Annotated in this window: 18 protein-coding genes; 17 read left to right on the top strand and 1 reads right to left on the bottom strand. The window is 37.2% G+C overall.

Annotated elements, in window-relative coordinates:
- Positions 1-2 precede the first annotated feature (2 nt).
- From KD050_RS08215 to KD050_RS08200, 4 genes are all read left to right on the top strand, one after another.
- Positions 3-716 carry an alpha/beta hydrolase gene (locus KD050_RS08215; RefSeq protein ID WP_211895686.1) on the top strand — a complete coding sequence of 238 codons (714 nt, stop codon included), beginning with the start codon at positions 3-5 and terminating at the stop codon, positions 714-716.
- Positions 717-1,054: 338 nt separating this feature from the next.
- The gene (locus tag KD050_RS08210) at positions 1,055-2,608 is read left to right on the top strand and encodes a degradosome RNA helicase CshA (protein ID WP_211895685.1); all 1,554 of its coding nucleotides are present in this window, start codon (positions 1,055-1,057) and stop codon (positions 2,606-2,608) included.
- A gap of 282 nt (positions 2,609-2,890) precedes the next feature.
- A complete protein-coding gene (locus KD050_RS08205; RefSeq protein ID WP_211895684.1) occupies positions 2,891-3,370 on the top strand; it encodes a PH domain-containing protein in 480 nt (159 codons plus the stop codon).
- Positions 3,363-4,868 carry a PH domain-containing protein gene (locus KD050_RS08200; RefSeq protein WP_211895683.1) on the top strand — a complete coding sequence of 502 codons (1,506 nt, stop codon included), beginning with the start codon at positions 3,363-3,365 and terminating at the stop codon, positions 4,866-4,868. Before KD050_RS08205 ends, KD050_RS08200 begins: the two co-directional genes overlap by 8 nt.
- A gap of 596 nt (positions 4,869-5,464) precedes the next feature.
- Here KD050_RS08200 and KD050_RS08195 read toward each other — a convergent pair.
- On the bottom strand, positions 5,465-6,091 hold the full coding sequence (locus tag KD050_RS08195) for a rhomboid family intramembrane serine protease (RefSeq protein ID WP_211895682.1): 627 nt from the start codon (positions 6,089-6,091) through the stop codon (positions 5,465-5,467).
- A 68-nt stretch (positions 6,092-6,159) separates the two neighbouring features.
- On the opposite strand from KD050_RS08195, the gene acpS reads away from it, so the two are divergent.
- From acpS to KD050_RS08130, 13 genes are all read left to right on the top strand, one after another.
- Complete coding sequence (gene acpS, locus KD050_RS08190; RefSeq protein WP_211895681.1) at positions 6,160-6,513, top strand: holo-ACP synthase; 354 nt, start codon at positions 6,160-6,162, stop codon at positions 6,511-6,513.
- Between the two features lie 58 nt (positions 6,514-6,571).
- Positions 6,572-7,597: a LolA family protein gene (locus KD050_RS08185; protein WP_211895680.1), complete on the top strand. Its 1,026-nt coding sequence runs from the start codon at positions 6,572-6,574 to the stop codon at positions 7,595-7,597.
- 66 nt (positions 7,598-7,663) lie between these two features.
- Positions 7,664-8,770, top strand: a complete 1,107-nt coding sequence (alr, locus tag KD050_RS08180) for an alanine racemase (RefSeq protein ID WP_211895679.1) — start codon at positions 7,664-7,666, stop codon at positions 8,768-8,770.
- A gap of 133 nt (positions 8,771-8,903) precedes the next feature.
- On the top strand, positions 8,904-9,185 hold the full coding sequence (locus KD050_RS08175; RefSeq protein WP_235753945.1) for a transcriptional regulator: 282 nt from the start codon (positions 8,904-8,906) through the stop codon (positions 9,183-9,185).
- 4 nt (positions 9,186-9,189) lie between these two features.
- Positions 9,190-9,540 carry a type II toxin-antitoxin system PemK/MazF family toxin gene (locus tag KD050_RS08170; protein ID WP_211895677.1) on the top strand — a complete coding sequence of 117 codons (351 nt, stop codon included), beginning with the start codon at positions 9,190-9,192 and terminating at the stop codon, positions 9,538-9,540.
- Between the two features lie 313 nt (positions 9,541-9,853).
- Entirely contained in the window at positions 9,854-10,681 is an 828-nt protein-coding gene (locus KD050_RS08165) for an STAS domain-containing protein (protein ID WP_211895676.1), read from the top strand.
- Complete coding sequence (locus tag KD050_RS08160) at positions 10,681-11,043, top strand: STAS domain-containing protein (RefSeq protein WP_305080244.1); 363 nt, start codon at positions 10,681-10,683, stop codon at positions 11,041-11,043. The genes KD050_RS08165 and KD050_RS08160 overlap by 1 nt, the downstream gene beginning before the upstream one ends.
- A 5-nt stretch (positions 11,044-11,048) precedes the next feature.
- Positions 11,049-11,450, top strand: coding sequence for an anti-sigma regulatory factor (locus tag KD050_RS08155; protein ID WP_211895675.1), 402 nt, complete (start codon positions 11,049-11,051; stop codon positions 11,448-11,450).
- 16 nt (positions 11,451-11,466) lie between these two features.
- Positions 11,467-12,465, top strand: a complete 999-nt coding sequence (locus KD050_RS08150) for a PP2C family protein-serine/threonine phosphatase (protein ID WP_211895674.1) — start codon at positions 11,467-11,469, stop codon at positions 12,463-12,465.
- Between the two features lie 67 nt (positions 12,466-12,532).
- Complete coding sequence (locus KD050_RS08145) at positions 12,533-12,880, top strand: anti-sigma factor antagonist (RefSeq protein ID WP_211895673.1); 348 nt, start codon at positions 12,533-12,535, stop codon at positions 12,878-12,880.
- The gene (rsbW, locus tag KD050_RS08140) at positions 12,867-13,337 is read left to right on the top strand and encodes an anti-sigma B factor RsbW (protein WP_211895672.1); all 471 of its coding nucleotides are present in this window, start codon (positions 12,867-12,869) and stop codon (positions 13,335-13,337) included. The genes KD050_RS08145 and rsbW overlap by 14 nt, the downstream gene beginning before the upstream one ends.
- The gene (gene sigB / locus KD050_RS08135; protein WP_211895671.1) at positions 13,315-14,100 is read left to right on the top strand and encodes an RNA polymerase sigma factor SigB; all 786 of its coding nucleotides are present in this window, start codon (positions 13,315-13,317) and stop codon (positions 14,098-14,100) included. The genes rsbW and sigB overlap by 23 nt, the downstream gene beginning before the upstream one ends.
- Positions 14,097-14,693 carry a PP2C family serine/threonine-protein phosphatase gene (locus tag KD050_RS08130; protein WP_211895670.1) on the top strand — a complete coding sequence of 199 codons (597 nt, stop codon included), beginning with the start codon at positions 14,097-14,099 and terminating at the stop codon, positions 14,691-14,693. The genes sigB and KD050_RS08130 overlap by 4 nt, the downstream gene beginning before the upstream one ends.
- Positions 14,694-14,790 lie beyond the last annotated feature (97 nt).

The following is a 14,790-nucleotide window of genomic DNA, read 5'->3' as shown; positions in this document are numbered from 1 at the left end:
CAATGAAAACAGGAGTATTAGGTATTCACGGTTTTACAGGTGGACCATATGAAATTCAACCATTTGTTGACTATTTACAAGAACATACTGACTGGCATATTGTTGTTCCTACATTACCTGGTCATGGCGAAACATTGGAGTTAAGAAATGTAACGGCAGAATCGTGGATGATGGCGGCAGAACAAACTCTTAGACAGCTGCAAAATGAAGTGGACCGTGTAATTATTGTGGGATTTTCAATGGGTGGAATTATTGCAATGTACTTAGCGAATCGTTATCCAATACACAAGCTTGTTTTATTGAGTGCTGCAGCGAAGTATATATATCCGGCACAGCTTTTACAAGATATAAAGGATATAGCAAAGGAAGCAGTTGTCGGTAAGCTTGAGGAAAATTCTCTATATAAACAATACAGTTATAAAGTAAAGGGTACTCCATTTCCAGCGACGTTAGAATTTATTCGATTAGTACGTATAGTTCAGCCCTATTATGGTCAAATTACAGTACCAGTCTATATAGTCCAAGGTAAAAAAGATGGTATTGTCCCTTATGCCACTGCCCAGTTTATCTACGATGAAATTGGATCTTTGAAAAAGGAAATTGTCTATTCGGAATTAGGGAAACACCATATTTGCTATAGCGAGGACTGCGAAGATTGGTTTAGCACGGCACTAAATTTTTTAGGGAAAGAGGAGGAGGAAGAGACTATTAATTAACTAATAATTATAACAGTTGCTTATTCATTGCAACTGAGTTTGTTGCATGATATACTACGTTTAGAGCAATGGATACATTTTGTGTGAAGACTCTTCAGCGTTTATTGAAGAGTACTTTTTTTTGAACATAACGGTTTGTTGAAGTAGTATTGCATGATCACTCATTAACAGACCGCTCGGCAAAAGACCGGGCTTTCCCTTTATATAAGACCCCTCTGATCTAAAACCACAGAGAATTTTAAGTAACGGAAACGTTCCTCGTATAGGCTCGAATTTGCCGCAATTTCATCTGAAAATGTAACCATTTGTCAAAACAGAACAAAAAGGAGATTAAAATTTTGACAAATTTTTCAGAATTAAATATTAGCGCTTCTACATTAAAATCCGTACAACGTATGGGGTTTGAAGAAGCAACACCAATCCAAGAAGGTACTATTACACATGCTATGGGTGGACGCGACGTTATCGGTCAAGCACAGACTGGTACAGGTAAAACTGCTGCATTTGGTATCCCTATGATTGAAAAAATTGATACTAAAAACCCGAACATCCAAGCATTAATCATCGCTCCAACACGTGAACTTGCAATCCAAGTTTCGGAAGAGCTTTACAAATTAGGGTATGACAAAAAGGTTCGTCTATTATCAGTATACGGTGGGCAAGAAATTAGCCGTCAAATCCGTGCACTTAAAAACAAACCACAAGTTATCGTAGGGACACCTGGTCGTATTCTTGACCATATCAACCGTCGTACGTTAAAACTTGATCAAGTTCAAACACTTATCTTAGACGAAGCAGATGAAATGCTTAACATGGGATTCATTGAAGATATCAACACAATTTTGGAAAGCGTTCCTGCTGATCGCCAAACATTATTATTCTCTGCTACAATGCCAGGACCGATTCGTAAAATTGCTGATCGCTTCATGAAAGATCCAGTTGAAGTAAAGATTAAGTCTAAAGAAATGACTGTTGAAAACATTGAACAGTTCTACGTAAAAGCTACTGAACGTGAAAAATTTGATGTTCTTTCAAGAATATTAAATGTACACCAACCAGAACTTGCGATTATCTTTGGTCGTACAAAACGTAGAGTTGACGAATTAGCACATGCTCTAAGCATTCGTGGTTACCTTGCAGAAGGAATTCATGGTGATTTAAGCCAAGCGAAACGTATGTCTGTACTAAAACAATTCAAATCAAATAAAATTGATATTCTTGTTGCGACGGATGTAGCTGCACGTGGATTAGATATCTCTGGCGTAACGCATGTATATAACTTTGATATTCCACAAGATCCTGAAAGCTATGTTCACCGTATCGGTCGTACAGGTCGTGCGGGTAAAAGTGGTATCGCTACTACATTCGTAACACCTAGAGAAATGGGATACTTACGTATCGTTGAGAATACAACGAAAAAACGTATGGAAGCTTTAATCCCTCCAAGCTCAGATGAAGCTCTAGTTGGACTTAAACGTGTAGCAGTAGAATCTTTATCTGAAATTGTAAACAAAAATGATTTAGGCGATTACCGTCCATTAGCACAAGAAATGCTTGAGAAATATGAAGCAGTGGATGTAATTGCTGCAGCTTTAAAATCAATGACGAAAGAACCGGATGATACTCCGATTTCTCTTTCTGAAGAACGTCCACTACCTGCTCGTAGAGAACGTAGTGGTGGAGGCGGTTCTCGTTCCGGCGGTGGTTACAAAGGTAACCGTAGCGGCGGAGGCGGACGTAGTTCATCAGGTAGTCGTGGTGGAAGCAGCGATCGCGGACCTCGTTCAGGTGGCGGTTCACGCCCAAGTTCAAGCGGACGTCGTAGCAGTGGTCCCCGTGATGGTTCTACACAACGTAGCACAAGAACTCGTTCATCACGTAGCGAAAACTAAAAAGAAAAGCGTAAGCACCTATGCAAGCGCTGAGACATTTCGTGTAAAGGCTTCCTTTAGCGAAATATTCTGAAGCGACTCGCAAGGTTAGGTGCTGAAACTGGACAAAATTTCAAAGGATGAGCTTACATTTCAATGTAAGCTCATCCTTTTTATTTTGGAAAACTAAACTGTAGGCTATTAAGAAAGTGGACTTCATTTTTGAAGACTAGTAGAAAGTTGTAATATATTGAAACATTTTATTGTTGGTTTCGTATACAATGATGAAAGAGGGGGGTTAATATGAGACAAGAACCAATCAATCGGTTATCTGAAAAAGGGTTACGTGTATGGAGAATTTATGGAATATTTCAATCCTTAATTGCCTTACTAGTAGGTATTGGAGTAGGGGTTATCAATTATTTCACAGGGGAATATATATGGCTATACATAGTAGATGGAGTAGTGATATTACTCGTTGGATATTTATTAATTTATTTATTTCCGAAAATTAGATGGACTCGTTGGAGATACGAAGTGCGTGAACAAGAAATCGAATTGCAACATGGTTTGTTTATCGTCAAAAGAACGCTTGTGCCAATGGTTCGTGTACAGCATGTAGATACAGAACAGGGACCTATTTTGAGAAAGTATGATTTATCGTCGATTACTATTTCGACTGCTGCAACTAGTCATACAATTCCTGCACTCATAACTTCAGAGGCAGATGAACTTCGAGGCAGAATTTCTGTACTTGCAAGGGTGGCGGAAGATGATGTCTAAAGAAAAATTTACTTTACATCCTATATCTGCAGTTATTAACTTTGTAAAAGTATTAAAAGAAATGATTGTTCCATTAGTTGTAGTCATTGCAGTAAATGGATTTGGAGGAGGTAGGGACTCTGATGGCTGGAGCTCCTATATAATCTATATTATTTATGCAGTAGTATTAGTCGCAATGTTGGTTAGCGGAATTATTAAATGGAAAAGATTTCGTTACTGGTTCGAAGAGGAAGAGCTCCGCATTGAATATGGTCTTTTCGTGAAGAAAAAAAGATATATCCCATTTGAGCGCATTCAAAGCTTAAATTACACGGAGGGTATCTTTCATAGACCATTCGGGTTAGTAAAGGTGAAGGTAGAAACGGCTGGTGGGGGAGCAACTAAAGAGGCGGATGCAGAATTGACAGCAATTTCCAAAGAAGCAGCCGAACAAATAAAAAAAGAAATGAATTTCGCCAAAAATAAGCAATCAGATATGCTTGATGAAACGCTTCAACTAGAAGATCAGGTAATAGAACAACGAAAGCCTTTGTTCCGTATGTCACAAAAGGACTTACTCATTCTCGCTAGTACATCTGGGGGAGTAGGTGTCTTTTTCTCGGGTTTAGCTGTGTTTGTCTCGCAATTCTCGGAATTAATCCCATACGAAACTATTTATAATGAAATTATTATGTTTATCAGGTTTGGGGCGCTCTTAATCGCTTTATCTGTATTCTTTGTACTACTTGTTGCTTGGATTGTATCAGTGGCGATTACTTTTATTAATTACTATGAGTTTACTATTCGGGTAGAAGATGAGGAAATCATAATAACTAGAGGATTACTCGAAAAGAAAAAGATTACAATTCCTTTATCTCGTATACAAGGAGTACGTATTGTAGAAAATCCGCTACGTCAGCTTACAGGGCACGCGACAGTCATCGTTGACAGTGCTGGGGGGTCTTTAGCTGAGAAGGACGAGAAAATTAGATTAATCCCTCTTATTAAAAAGGACCAAATTAATCCTATTCTCGTTCAAATCTTTCCTAATTACGACTTTGAACCTAGTTTTACACGAGTTCCGAAGCGCTCTAGAAAGTTTTTCTATCGTTTAGATTTCTTGTGGATGATACCAGTGGCGGCAGTTGTTAGTTATTTCTTTTATCCGTTTGGATTGTTCTCTCTATTACTATTTCCGCTAAGCTTTCTATTTGGGGCATGGCAGCACAAGACTGCTGGATTTTGGATGGATGAAAAACAGCTAGTTGTGCAGTATCGCCTATTTAGTAGAGTATCTATATGGATGGAAAAGAAACGTATTCAGGCAATGACAGAACGTACTACGTATTTTCAAAAAAAAGCAGACGTTTCTTCTATTATGACTACTATCAAGTCTGGTGTGTCTGGATCGGCTACTACTATCCAGCATATTGAAAAAACTGATGCAGAAAGTCTAATGGAATGGTATGAACCAGCTAGAATAGAACCTATAGATATAGAAAAAGAACAGCCTTTGTAGTGGCTGTTCTTTTTTGAAGATTAGAAAGTGTATTGATTTCCGTTTCAGGCGGACGCTTTCTGAGGTGTGAGCGATGAACCTTCACCGCCGCTTCGCTTTCGTTGTGAAGTTCCGTCAGTCTCAATGATCCCTCCGGAGTCGTCGCCTTTCACTTCAATTAATAAAGTGATTAGTACCTATCGGGAGGAATTAGCATAGCTTATCGCTAAGATAATAGGATTAGATCTCCTGTAATAGCTATCTGAATTAGAAGTGGAAATATAAAGGAATAGTAAGTGTTTACCAAATAAAGAAGCGAAATAGCGAACGAAATTGCATCTTCGTGAGCTTATCTTATGGATTAGAAAGTATCGTTTCTTTCATTAGATAAGAATGCACTAAACCAGTTCCTAAAGTTGTAGGAGGGCGACGGACAGACAACGCGATAAGATTACCGAGAAAAGAGTTGCTGGTCGTGACGTTAGTCACGACCAGCAACTCCAAAAAATCAATCGATAATAATGTAGCCAAAAGTCTGTTCAGAGCCTACTGAAAACGCTAGAAACAAGTTTTGAACTAAAAGGACCGGGCATCTTTTTTGCCCGGTCTCTATTATGTTACACAGATTTAAGCTTACGTTTACGTTTTTTCCATGCGGCAATCCGTTTTGGGTGGAAGTAAACCATTCCAAGTATAAAACCGGTTATTAACCCTGCAATATGGGCAGTAACATTAATCTGTGGCTGTAAGAATGTCATAATGACACCAATGACAATAATCGGAATAATGATTTGTTTTAGCTGTGGCATGAAATTTCTCGTATAATATACTAAAGCCCCAAAAGCACCGAATATACCATAAATCGCGCCACTAGCCCCGACACTCGTATAATTCCAGTCCTGCAGTAAGTATGTGGCAATATTACCGACTAATCCCGCTAGTATATAGATAGTAAGGAAACGAGCTTTCCCAGCTAATTGCTCCAACTCTGGTCCAAATATGTATAAAGAAAACATATTAAATAATAAATGAGCAAAGTTAGCGTGCAAGAATATAGGAGTTAGTAAACGCCAGTATTCCCCCTCACTGATTAATAAGTTGAAATGAACGCCAAAATTAAAAAGTTGCGATCCAAGTATTGGAACCAAAGTTAACAAGTGAATAACTATATTTAATGCGAGCAGTGAAGAAACAACTGGATATAGTTTTATGTATTGTTTAAAATTTTCTGTTCTACTAAACATTATTTCACCTCAAGTTTTCTACTAATAGTATATCCTGTAAGAAGGATATTTGGAAAGGAGAAACATTCGTGATTACTGGAATAGGATTAGATATAACTGAAATAGAAAGAATAAAATTAATTCAAGCTAAAACACGTAAATTTGAAGAGCGTATACTTACCGACAAAGAAAGAGTTCAATTAAACGAATTATCAGAGGCAAGACAAATAGAATATTTAGCAGGAAGATTTGCAGCAAAAGAAGCATTTTCTAAAGCGCGAGGAACTGGAATAGGGAAAGATTGCAGTTTTCAAGACATTGAAATTCTTAAAGAACCTTCTGGTAAGCCAATCCTGTATTTTAAGGGAATAGAAGTTAATGGATTTGTTTCTATAACTCATACAAAAGTTTATGCGGCTGCTCAGGTAATTCTACAATCATAACCGGTCGTCCATCTACATACAATGAATGAACGCAGTGATAATAGAAAGGATGGACTGATTGAAGAGCCGAGTGGCTAAACTATTATTTTTATTTGTAACAATCTTAGTACTATCTGCATGTGGAGCCGATTCGAAAGAAGACGTTGTGAAAAAACTAAGTAACAAGTGGGTGGATACAAAGGGATATGAACTCACAGCTGAGATGAGCATCTTGACTGGGGATGAACCAAGAGTGTACGGTGTGGAAGTTTGGCATACTAAACCAGATTTTTACCGAGTAGAGGTGTCGGATACAAATGCTGAGAATACGCAAATGATAATTCGTAACACAGAAGGCGTATTTGTCGTAACACCAGCACTAAACAAAACGTATAAGTTTCAAAGCAAATGGCCAACTGAAAATAGCCAAGCATATTTGATCGGTTCGCTAGCTAACGACATCAAAAAAGATAAAACAGCAACCTTCAAAGAAGAAGGAGACAATTATGTCTTTGAAACAAAAACTAGTAATAATCATAAAAACATGCTGCCGCATCAAAAAATTTATATAAATAAAAAGACATTACTACCAACAGATGTTTCTATCATGAATGAAAACAAAGAAGAACAAATTCACATTAAATTCAACAAAGTATCGCTAGGAAAAACACGTGCAGCAGCGGAATATAAGATTGAACAAAAACCTACTGGTAAAGCAGAAGGCACGGAAGAAACAGTAGAGACATCAGCGGAGATCGATGATGCTGAATTTGAAACGTATTATCCAATGTTAAAATGGGATCAAGTGCATAACATTGATGAAAAAGTAATGGAAGTCGACGGAGAAAAAAGAATTATTTTAACCTATAGCGGAGACAAAGAATTTACAATTATTCAACATCGTAGTGAACAAGGCGATTCTTCTATCATTCCTGTATTTTCACCTGGAGATCCAGTTGATCTAGGAGTTGCAATTGGTGCGATAACAGACCAATCTCTTTCTTGGGAACAAGACGGAATGTCATTCTTTATTGCTTCTTCTACTTTAACAAAAGAAGAAATGATTGAAGTTGCGGCATCAATGACTACTGGTGGTTTAAAGTGATTAGGGTTGACTACTTCATTACACTAGTAGGATAATCGATTTAAACTGATTAAAAGAGGGAACTATATGTCGCAAGAGCATTACCGACCTACATTCATCAAGGTAAATTTACAAGCCATACAAGATAATATAAAACGACTCAAGGAAACACTTCCAGCACATACAGAAGTGATTGCAGTAGTTAAGGCAAATGGGTACGGCCATGGAGATATTGCTGTTGCGCGAGCTGCATTAAAAGCAGGAGCCATTCTCTTGGCGGTTGCCACGCCGGAAGAGGCATTGCGCTTAAGGGAAGCGGGTATTCAAGCGGATATACTTTTACTAGGTACATCCCCGCTCTCTTTCTTGGAGGAGGCTTCCAAACAGAACATTACACTTACAGCATATTCATATGATTGGCTAAATGCTACTCGGAATTTCCAAAGTCCTTTGAAGCTGCATATAAAGATTGATAGCGGTATGGGCAGAATTGGTTTTACGGAAGAAACAGAGCTACAGCAGGCACTTGCTTTCATTCGTGAAAGAAATTGGTTGCATATTACGGGCGTTTTCACGCATTTTGCAACCGCGGATGAGGAAGAACAAACACTATTCCAACAACAAGTTACAAGATTTGAAAAGTTATTAAATGTATTTGAGCAAAGACCTACCCTAGTACACACCTCTAATAGTGCAACGGCTTTGATACATCCTGAGCAACACTGGAATGCTGTGCGTTTTGGTATATCTATGTATGGGATATCACCATCCCCTTGGGTTAATGGGGAACTTCCATTTCCGTTAGAAAAAGCACTTACGTTGCACACGGAGGTTGCGCATGTAAAAAAGGTTCCAAAGGGCTCTACCATTGGTTACGGAGCTACATATGTAGCTCCATCAGATGAGTGGATTGCAACAATTCCGATTGGTTATGCAGATGGCTTATTAAGAAAACTACACAATCAATCTGTATTGATAAAAGGAAAAAAGATGCCAATCGTCGGGAAAATTTGTATGGATCAATGCATGGTTCGTCTCGATGAAAAAGTGAAGATTGGTGAAAAAGTTGTATTAATAGGTAAACAAGAAACAGAGGAGATCCTTATAGAAGAATGGGCTGAAGCACTGCAAACTATCCCATATGAAGTTTGCTGCACATTTTCCAATAGAATCCCTAGAATATATAGCAAATAAACTTTCGACAAAATTTAAGAATATATGCATAATTTGTCTAACCATTTCTCGTAATGTCTTTTATTTCATCTTGAGAAATGGTAAGATGAAGTATATTGTCATATAGGGAAATGTTTTGTCGGAGGTGTTTGCTGTGGTAAGTGATAAAAAGAAAAAGGAAGCGATTATTCAGCTTCCACATCAATTGGTTAATGAAGGAGTAAAAACCGTAAAACAATCATTAACTGGCGTAGAAAGTTTCGTTCGTGTCCAAGCAAATGAATATATAAAAAATGGTCAGGCAAATCTTATAAGAGAAGCGATGATGAAGGGCTATGTTGAGATGTCTCATATAAATCTATCCATTTGTACGGAGTGTTTACATGCAGAATACGAAGCTCAACATACAACAGAGCGACTCGTAAGTGGAGGATGAAAATTTGATCGTAAAACGTGGAGACGTTTTTTTTGCGGATTTATCACCAGTAATCGGGTCTGAGCAAGGTGGAACCAGACCCGTTTTGGTGATACAAAATGATATCGGTAATAGATTCAGTCCAACTGTCATTGTGGCAGCTATCACAGCTCAAATTCAAAAGGCAAAATTACCAACGCATGTAGAGATAAATGCAAAAGAATATGATTTTGAACGTGATTCGGTTATTTTATTGGAACAGTTAAGAACAATTGATAAATCTCGACTCACGGATAAAATCACCCACCTAGACGTAGACGTGATGGAAAATGTGGATCATGCATTAGGGATTAGCTTAGGGATCGTTAAATTTTAATACATAGTAAGAACACAATGTGTAGCCGACAAAGACACATTGTGTTTTTTAATAGCTAGAAATCTTTTGTTATTAAATAGAAGATCTGAATAACATCTATTAATAATTTTAATGAGGTTACAGTGGGCGGAAAACATTACCGTTCGTGCTTGCTCAATGTAGAAAAACGTTGTAGTTACACTGCGGCGTCTGTGCTTTTTTAAATGTGGACAAGTTTAAAAGATCACGTAAACCGTGTATAAAAGATGTAATGTAAGATGAAATTCTGTACAATATAATTACTAATATTCAACGAGGAGATGTATGGTAAACGATGAATAAAAGAATTGCTTCGTATATCCACGAAAATATTGATGAAATTTTAGAAAATTGGAGAGTCAAAATGGAAGAAGAAAAGGATGATCGTTTCTTCCAAATTATGTCGGATAAAGTTGTTGACAATACAGTTCGTGAATTCGGAGAGTTAATGATTTCGAATCTAACGGAAGAACGAGCAACATATACGGCAAAGTTAAATGATTTCTCCGTTCAAATTGTACGATATGGATGGTCTATTTCTTTTGTATTAAAGGCACTAACCAACTTTACGGAAGTAATTTATGAAAAAATGGACGAAGTAGAGTATTTAAACGAAGGTAATTTCAAATCACACAGAGAAATATTAACTAATTGGATTACTCCTTTAAATCATAGTATTGTGGATGCTTATTCTGTTGTTTGGGAAAAAACAGTGAGCTTACAAAAAATTGCGTTACAAGAACTTTCTGCTTCATTAATTCCTGTTTTTGAAAAAATTTCAGTAATGCCTTTAGTGGGTACAATAGATACGGAAAGAGCAAAACTAATAATGGAAAACCTACTACAGGGAGTAGTTAAGCATCGTGCAGAAGTAGTATTACTAGACATTACAGGAGTTCCTGTAGTAGATACGATGGTTGCGCATCATATAATTCAAGCGGCAGATGCCGTACGTTTAGTCGGAGCCAAATGTATGTTAGTTGGAATCCGACCAGAAATTGCACAAACTATCGTCACTCTAGGCATTAATCTAAATGATTTCACAACAACAAGCACTTTACAAAAAGGGGTTGAACAAGCCTTAGCAATGACAAATCGTGCAATAGTAGAGGTGAATATATAATGATGGCAAGAATACCGATTTTAAAACTGAGAGATTGTTTAATCGTTTCCATCCAATGGGAGTTAGATGATCAAACTGCACTTGCTTTTCAAGAAGATTTACTTGATAAGCTTCATACAACCTCAGCAAGAGGAGTAGTACTTGATCTTACTCCGATTGACTTTATCGACTCATTCATCGCTAAGGTACTGGGTGATGTTATTAGTATGTCCGGTCTAATGGGTGCGAAGGTAGTGATTACAGGCATTCAACCTGCAGTAGCTATTACCCTCATAGAATTAGGAATTAGGCTTGAGAATGTAGTCACAGCTCTAGACTTAGAAAATGGATTGGAAAAATTAGAACGAGAATTGGAGGACTAATCCATATGAACTTAAGGTCTTCTGTTGATATAATAACTGAGTGGGATATCGTTGCTGCAAGGCAACTTGGAAGAAATGAAGCGAAAGATGTTGGCTTCGGTACAGTTGACCAAGCGAGAATTACGACAGCGATTAGTGAACTCGCTCGAAATATATATTTATATGCAGGTAAAGGTAAAATAGAAATTAGACAAATTACAGAAGGTAATCATAGAGGTCTACTAGTAATCGCATCTGATAAAGGGCCTGGAATTGTAGATGTTCGAAAAGTCATGGAAGATGGCTATACGACATCAGGCGGTCTAGGTGCCGGTCTACCAGGTGTAAAGAGACTAATGGATGACTTTAAAATTGAAACTGTACTAGGAGAAGGTACTACAATTAGCGCATCTAAGTTATTAAGATAGGAGGTAAATTTAAAGTATGCCTCAAGAGTTTAAGAGACAATACAAAGAAATTTTAGGACAATATACACAGAGACAAACGGAACATAATTTATATGAGGGTCAAAATTTCAGCAGACAACTCATTCAAAAGAATATTTCTCCGGAGGAAGTTATAAGCATACATAAGGCTTCTTTAGAAGAACTTATGCCTGATTTGCCGAAAGATGTTTGGCATTCTTTTGACTTATTAATAGAAGTGATGATTAGATATGGACTAGCATTAAAAGAACATCAAACGTTAATAAAAAAACAGGAAAACTTTAAAATGGAAATGGAGCTGGCGTCTAATGTTCAACAAACCTTGTTGAAAACAAAGGTGCCAGAGATGAACGATTTGGATATAGGAATGATCTCTGTTCCTGCAAAAGAAATGAATGGTGATTATACGCATTTTCTAAATGACGATACTACAGTAGGTATCGCTGTTGCTGATGTAATCGGGAAAGGAATTCCAGCTGCCCTATGCATGTCCATGATTAAATATGGGATGGATAGTTTGAATGGGGCAGAAACCGAACCTATCATTGTACTAGACGTCATTAATAGAATTGTTGAGAAAAGTGTAAGTGATTCGATGTTTATTTCTATGTTTTATGGAACCTACGACACTTCGAAAAGTGTGTTTACATATGCATCAGCTGGACACGAACCACCTTTATTTTATTGTGCTAAATCTAATAGTTTTTCAGAATTACAAGCAAAAGGATTGTTATTAGGCGTTATTTCCAATGTTAAATATGAACAACATTCTATTTCCTTAGAAAAAGACGATTTTATCGTTATGATGACCGATGGCGTAACTGAATGTCGTTCAAAAGATGGATTCATTGACCAAAATACCGTGATGGATATTATTGAAAGCGTAAGAGATCAGTCCGCTCAAGAAATGGTGGAATATGTATTTCATAAGCTGGAGGAATTACAGGAGTTTGAACAACGAGATGATTTTACGCTCGTTATTTTCAAAAAGAAGTAATTTAAGGTTTATCAAAAGCTAATTGGTGGTATATAGACTATATATAGCGAAAACGGGGGAACAGTAAATGAATATATCAGTTGAATTACATACATTAGATGAGTTACACGTTAAAGGATTAATAGGTGGAGAGATTGATGCTTTTACAGCACCAATTCTAAGAGAGAAACTTATGGAGATAACCTTACAAGAAAATACGCATGTTGAATTGAATTTAATGGACGTTTCATATATGGATAGTACAGGACTAGGTGTTTTTGTTGGCTTTTATAAAAGTATAAATGCTGCAAATGGTCATATGGAGTTAACGGGACTTTCATCTAGATTGAAGCGCTTATTCGATATAACTGGTTTAGTTGAGATTATGGATATCCAGGCTACAGATAAAGAGGTGAAAATAGATGAAACCGTTTGATTATGTAGAAATCCGGGTGCCGGCAAAGCCACAGTATGTTAGTGTTGCTCGACTCACAATTTCTGGTTTGGCCAATCGCATCGGATTTACGTATGACGATATAGAAGACTTAAAAATTGCTGCAAGCGAAGCCATTACAAATGCTGTACAACATGCTTATGCGGATAATGAGGAAGGCGAAGTGGTCATTGGCTGCGCGTTGTACGAAGAAAAAATGGAAATCATGGTAGCTGATCATGGGAAAAGTTTTAACTTTGAAGAAACGAAAGCAAAAGTAGGACCATACCACGAGTTAGAAGAAATTTCTTTTTTAAGAGAAGGCGGTCTTGGGTTATATTTAATCGAGACGTTAATGGATGAAGTGAAAGTCCATCACCAAGAAGGTGTTACTGTATTTATGACGAAACATGTCGGAGTAGAGCAGGTGGATGAAAATGTCGAACACGTCCCTTCCTAATAAAGAATCGAAAGAGAAAATATTGGAATGGATCAAGGAATATCAAGAGACAGAAAGTGAAGAGGCTCAAACAAATTTAGTGCTAAATTATACTAGGTTGGTTGAATCTATTGCTCGAAAATATTCTAATGGTAAATCGCATCATGAGGATATCGCGCAAGTAGGCATGCTTGGACTCCTTGGTGCTATTCGAAGATATGATCCATCTTTCGGTAAAAACTTTGAAGCTTTTGCAATTCCGACAATTATAGGCGAGATAAAACGCTTTTTGAGAGATAAAACGTGGGCTATTCATGTTCCAAGAAGGATTAAAGAGCTAGGACCACGTATCCGAGCAGCGGTTGAAACACTAACAGTTGAATTTCAACGTTCACCTATTATCCCTGAAATAGCTGATTTTCTAGGGGTAGAAGTAGAAGATGTACTAGAAGCTATGGAAATGGGTAAAAGTTATCAAGCGCTATCTATGGATCATTCCCTTGAATCAGATTCGGATGGAAGTACAATTACATTATTTGACGTAATAGGTAAAACGGATGGCGAATACGAGAAAACTGATCAACGTCTACTTGTAGCTAATGCACTTAGTGTTTTATCTGAACGAGAGAAAGAAATAATTCAACTTACATATATGGAGCAGCTTAGTCAAAAAGAAACGGGAGATCGTCTCGGTATATCCCAAATGCACGTATCTAGAATTCAACGCAAAGCTATAAAGAAATTACAAGAGACCATTTTATCGTCAGGTGGAGTAGTAAAATGATGGATTTTTCAGATGACAAAGTAGAATTGTTTGTATACCAAGAAGCCAAAAGTGGAAATTTAGAATCTGGAGATACCTATTACATTACAAAGACAGATGATTTTATGCTTTGTGCTATAGCAGATGGATTGGGAAATGGACCAGTGGCTAAAGAGTCTGCTGATATTATCCCAGAAATTTTAGAGCAATATAAAGAAGAAACGTTAGATGAATTATTATTACGTTGCAATGATTTGATGATTCAAAAACGAGGTGCGGCAGTAGCCTTAGTTAAAATAGATTATAAAAATCAAACTATATCCTATAGCTGTGTAGGAAATGTGAAGTTTTATATGTATAAACGCGTTACCGACAAAATGATTTATCCTTTACCAGTAATGGGCTATTTGTCTGGAAGAAAACAAAGGATTAATACCCAAACGTACGCATGCGAAAAAAATGACTTATTCATGCTACACTCTGATGGTGTTGTGATGAGTAGTCCAAAATCTACTATTAAAGCTTCGGCAAATGCTCGATGTCTCTATGACACGGTTTTTAAGGAAATCGAACATGGCGACGACTCTACATTTATAGTTGGAAGCTTACTCTAATCTAGGGTAAGCTTTTTTTGTTGCTCTTTTTCTATATTCTTCGATAGTTCTCTAATAAAAAGAAGATGACACATATGGTAAAATGAGTACTATAAGG

Source organism: Psychrobacillus sp. INOP01, from assembly GCF_018140925.1.
Classification (GTDB): domain Bacteria; phylum Bacillota; class Bacilli; order Bacillales_A; family Planococcaceae; genus Psychrobacillus.
This window is presented reverse-complemented; position numbering and strand designations above follow the sequence as displayed.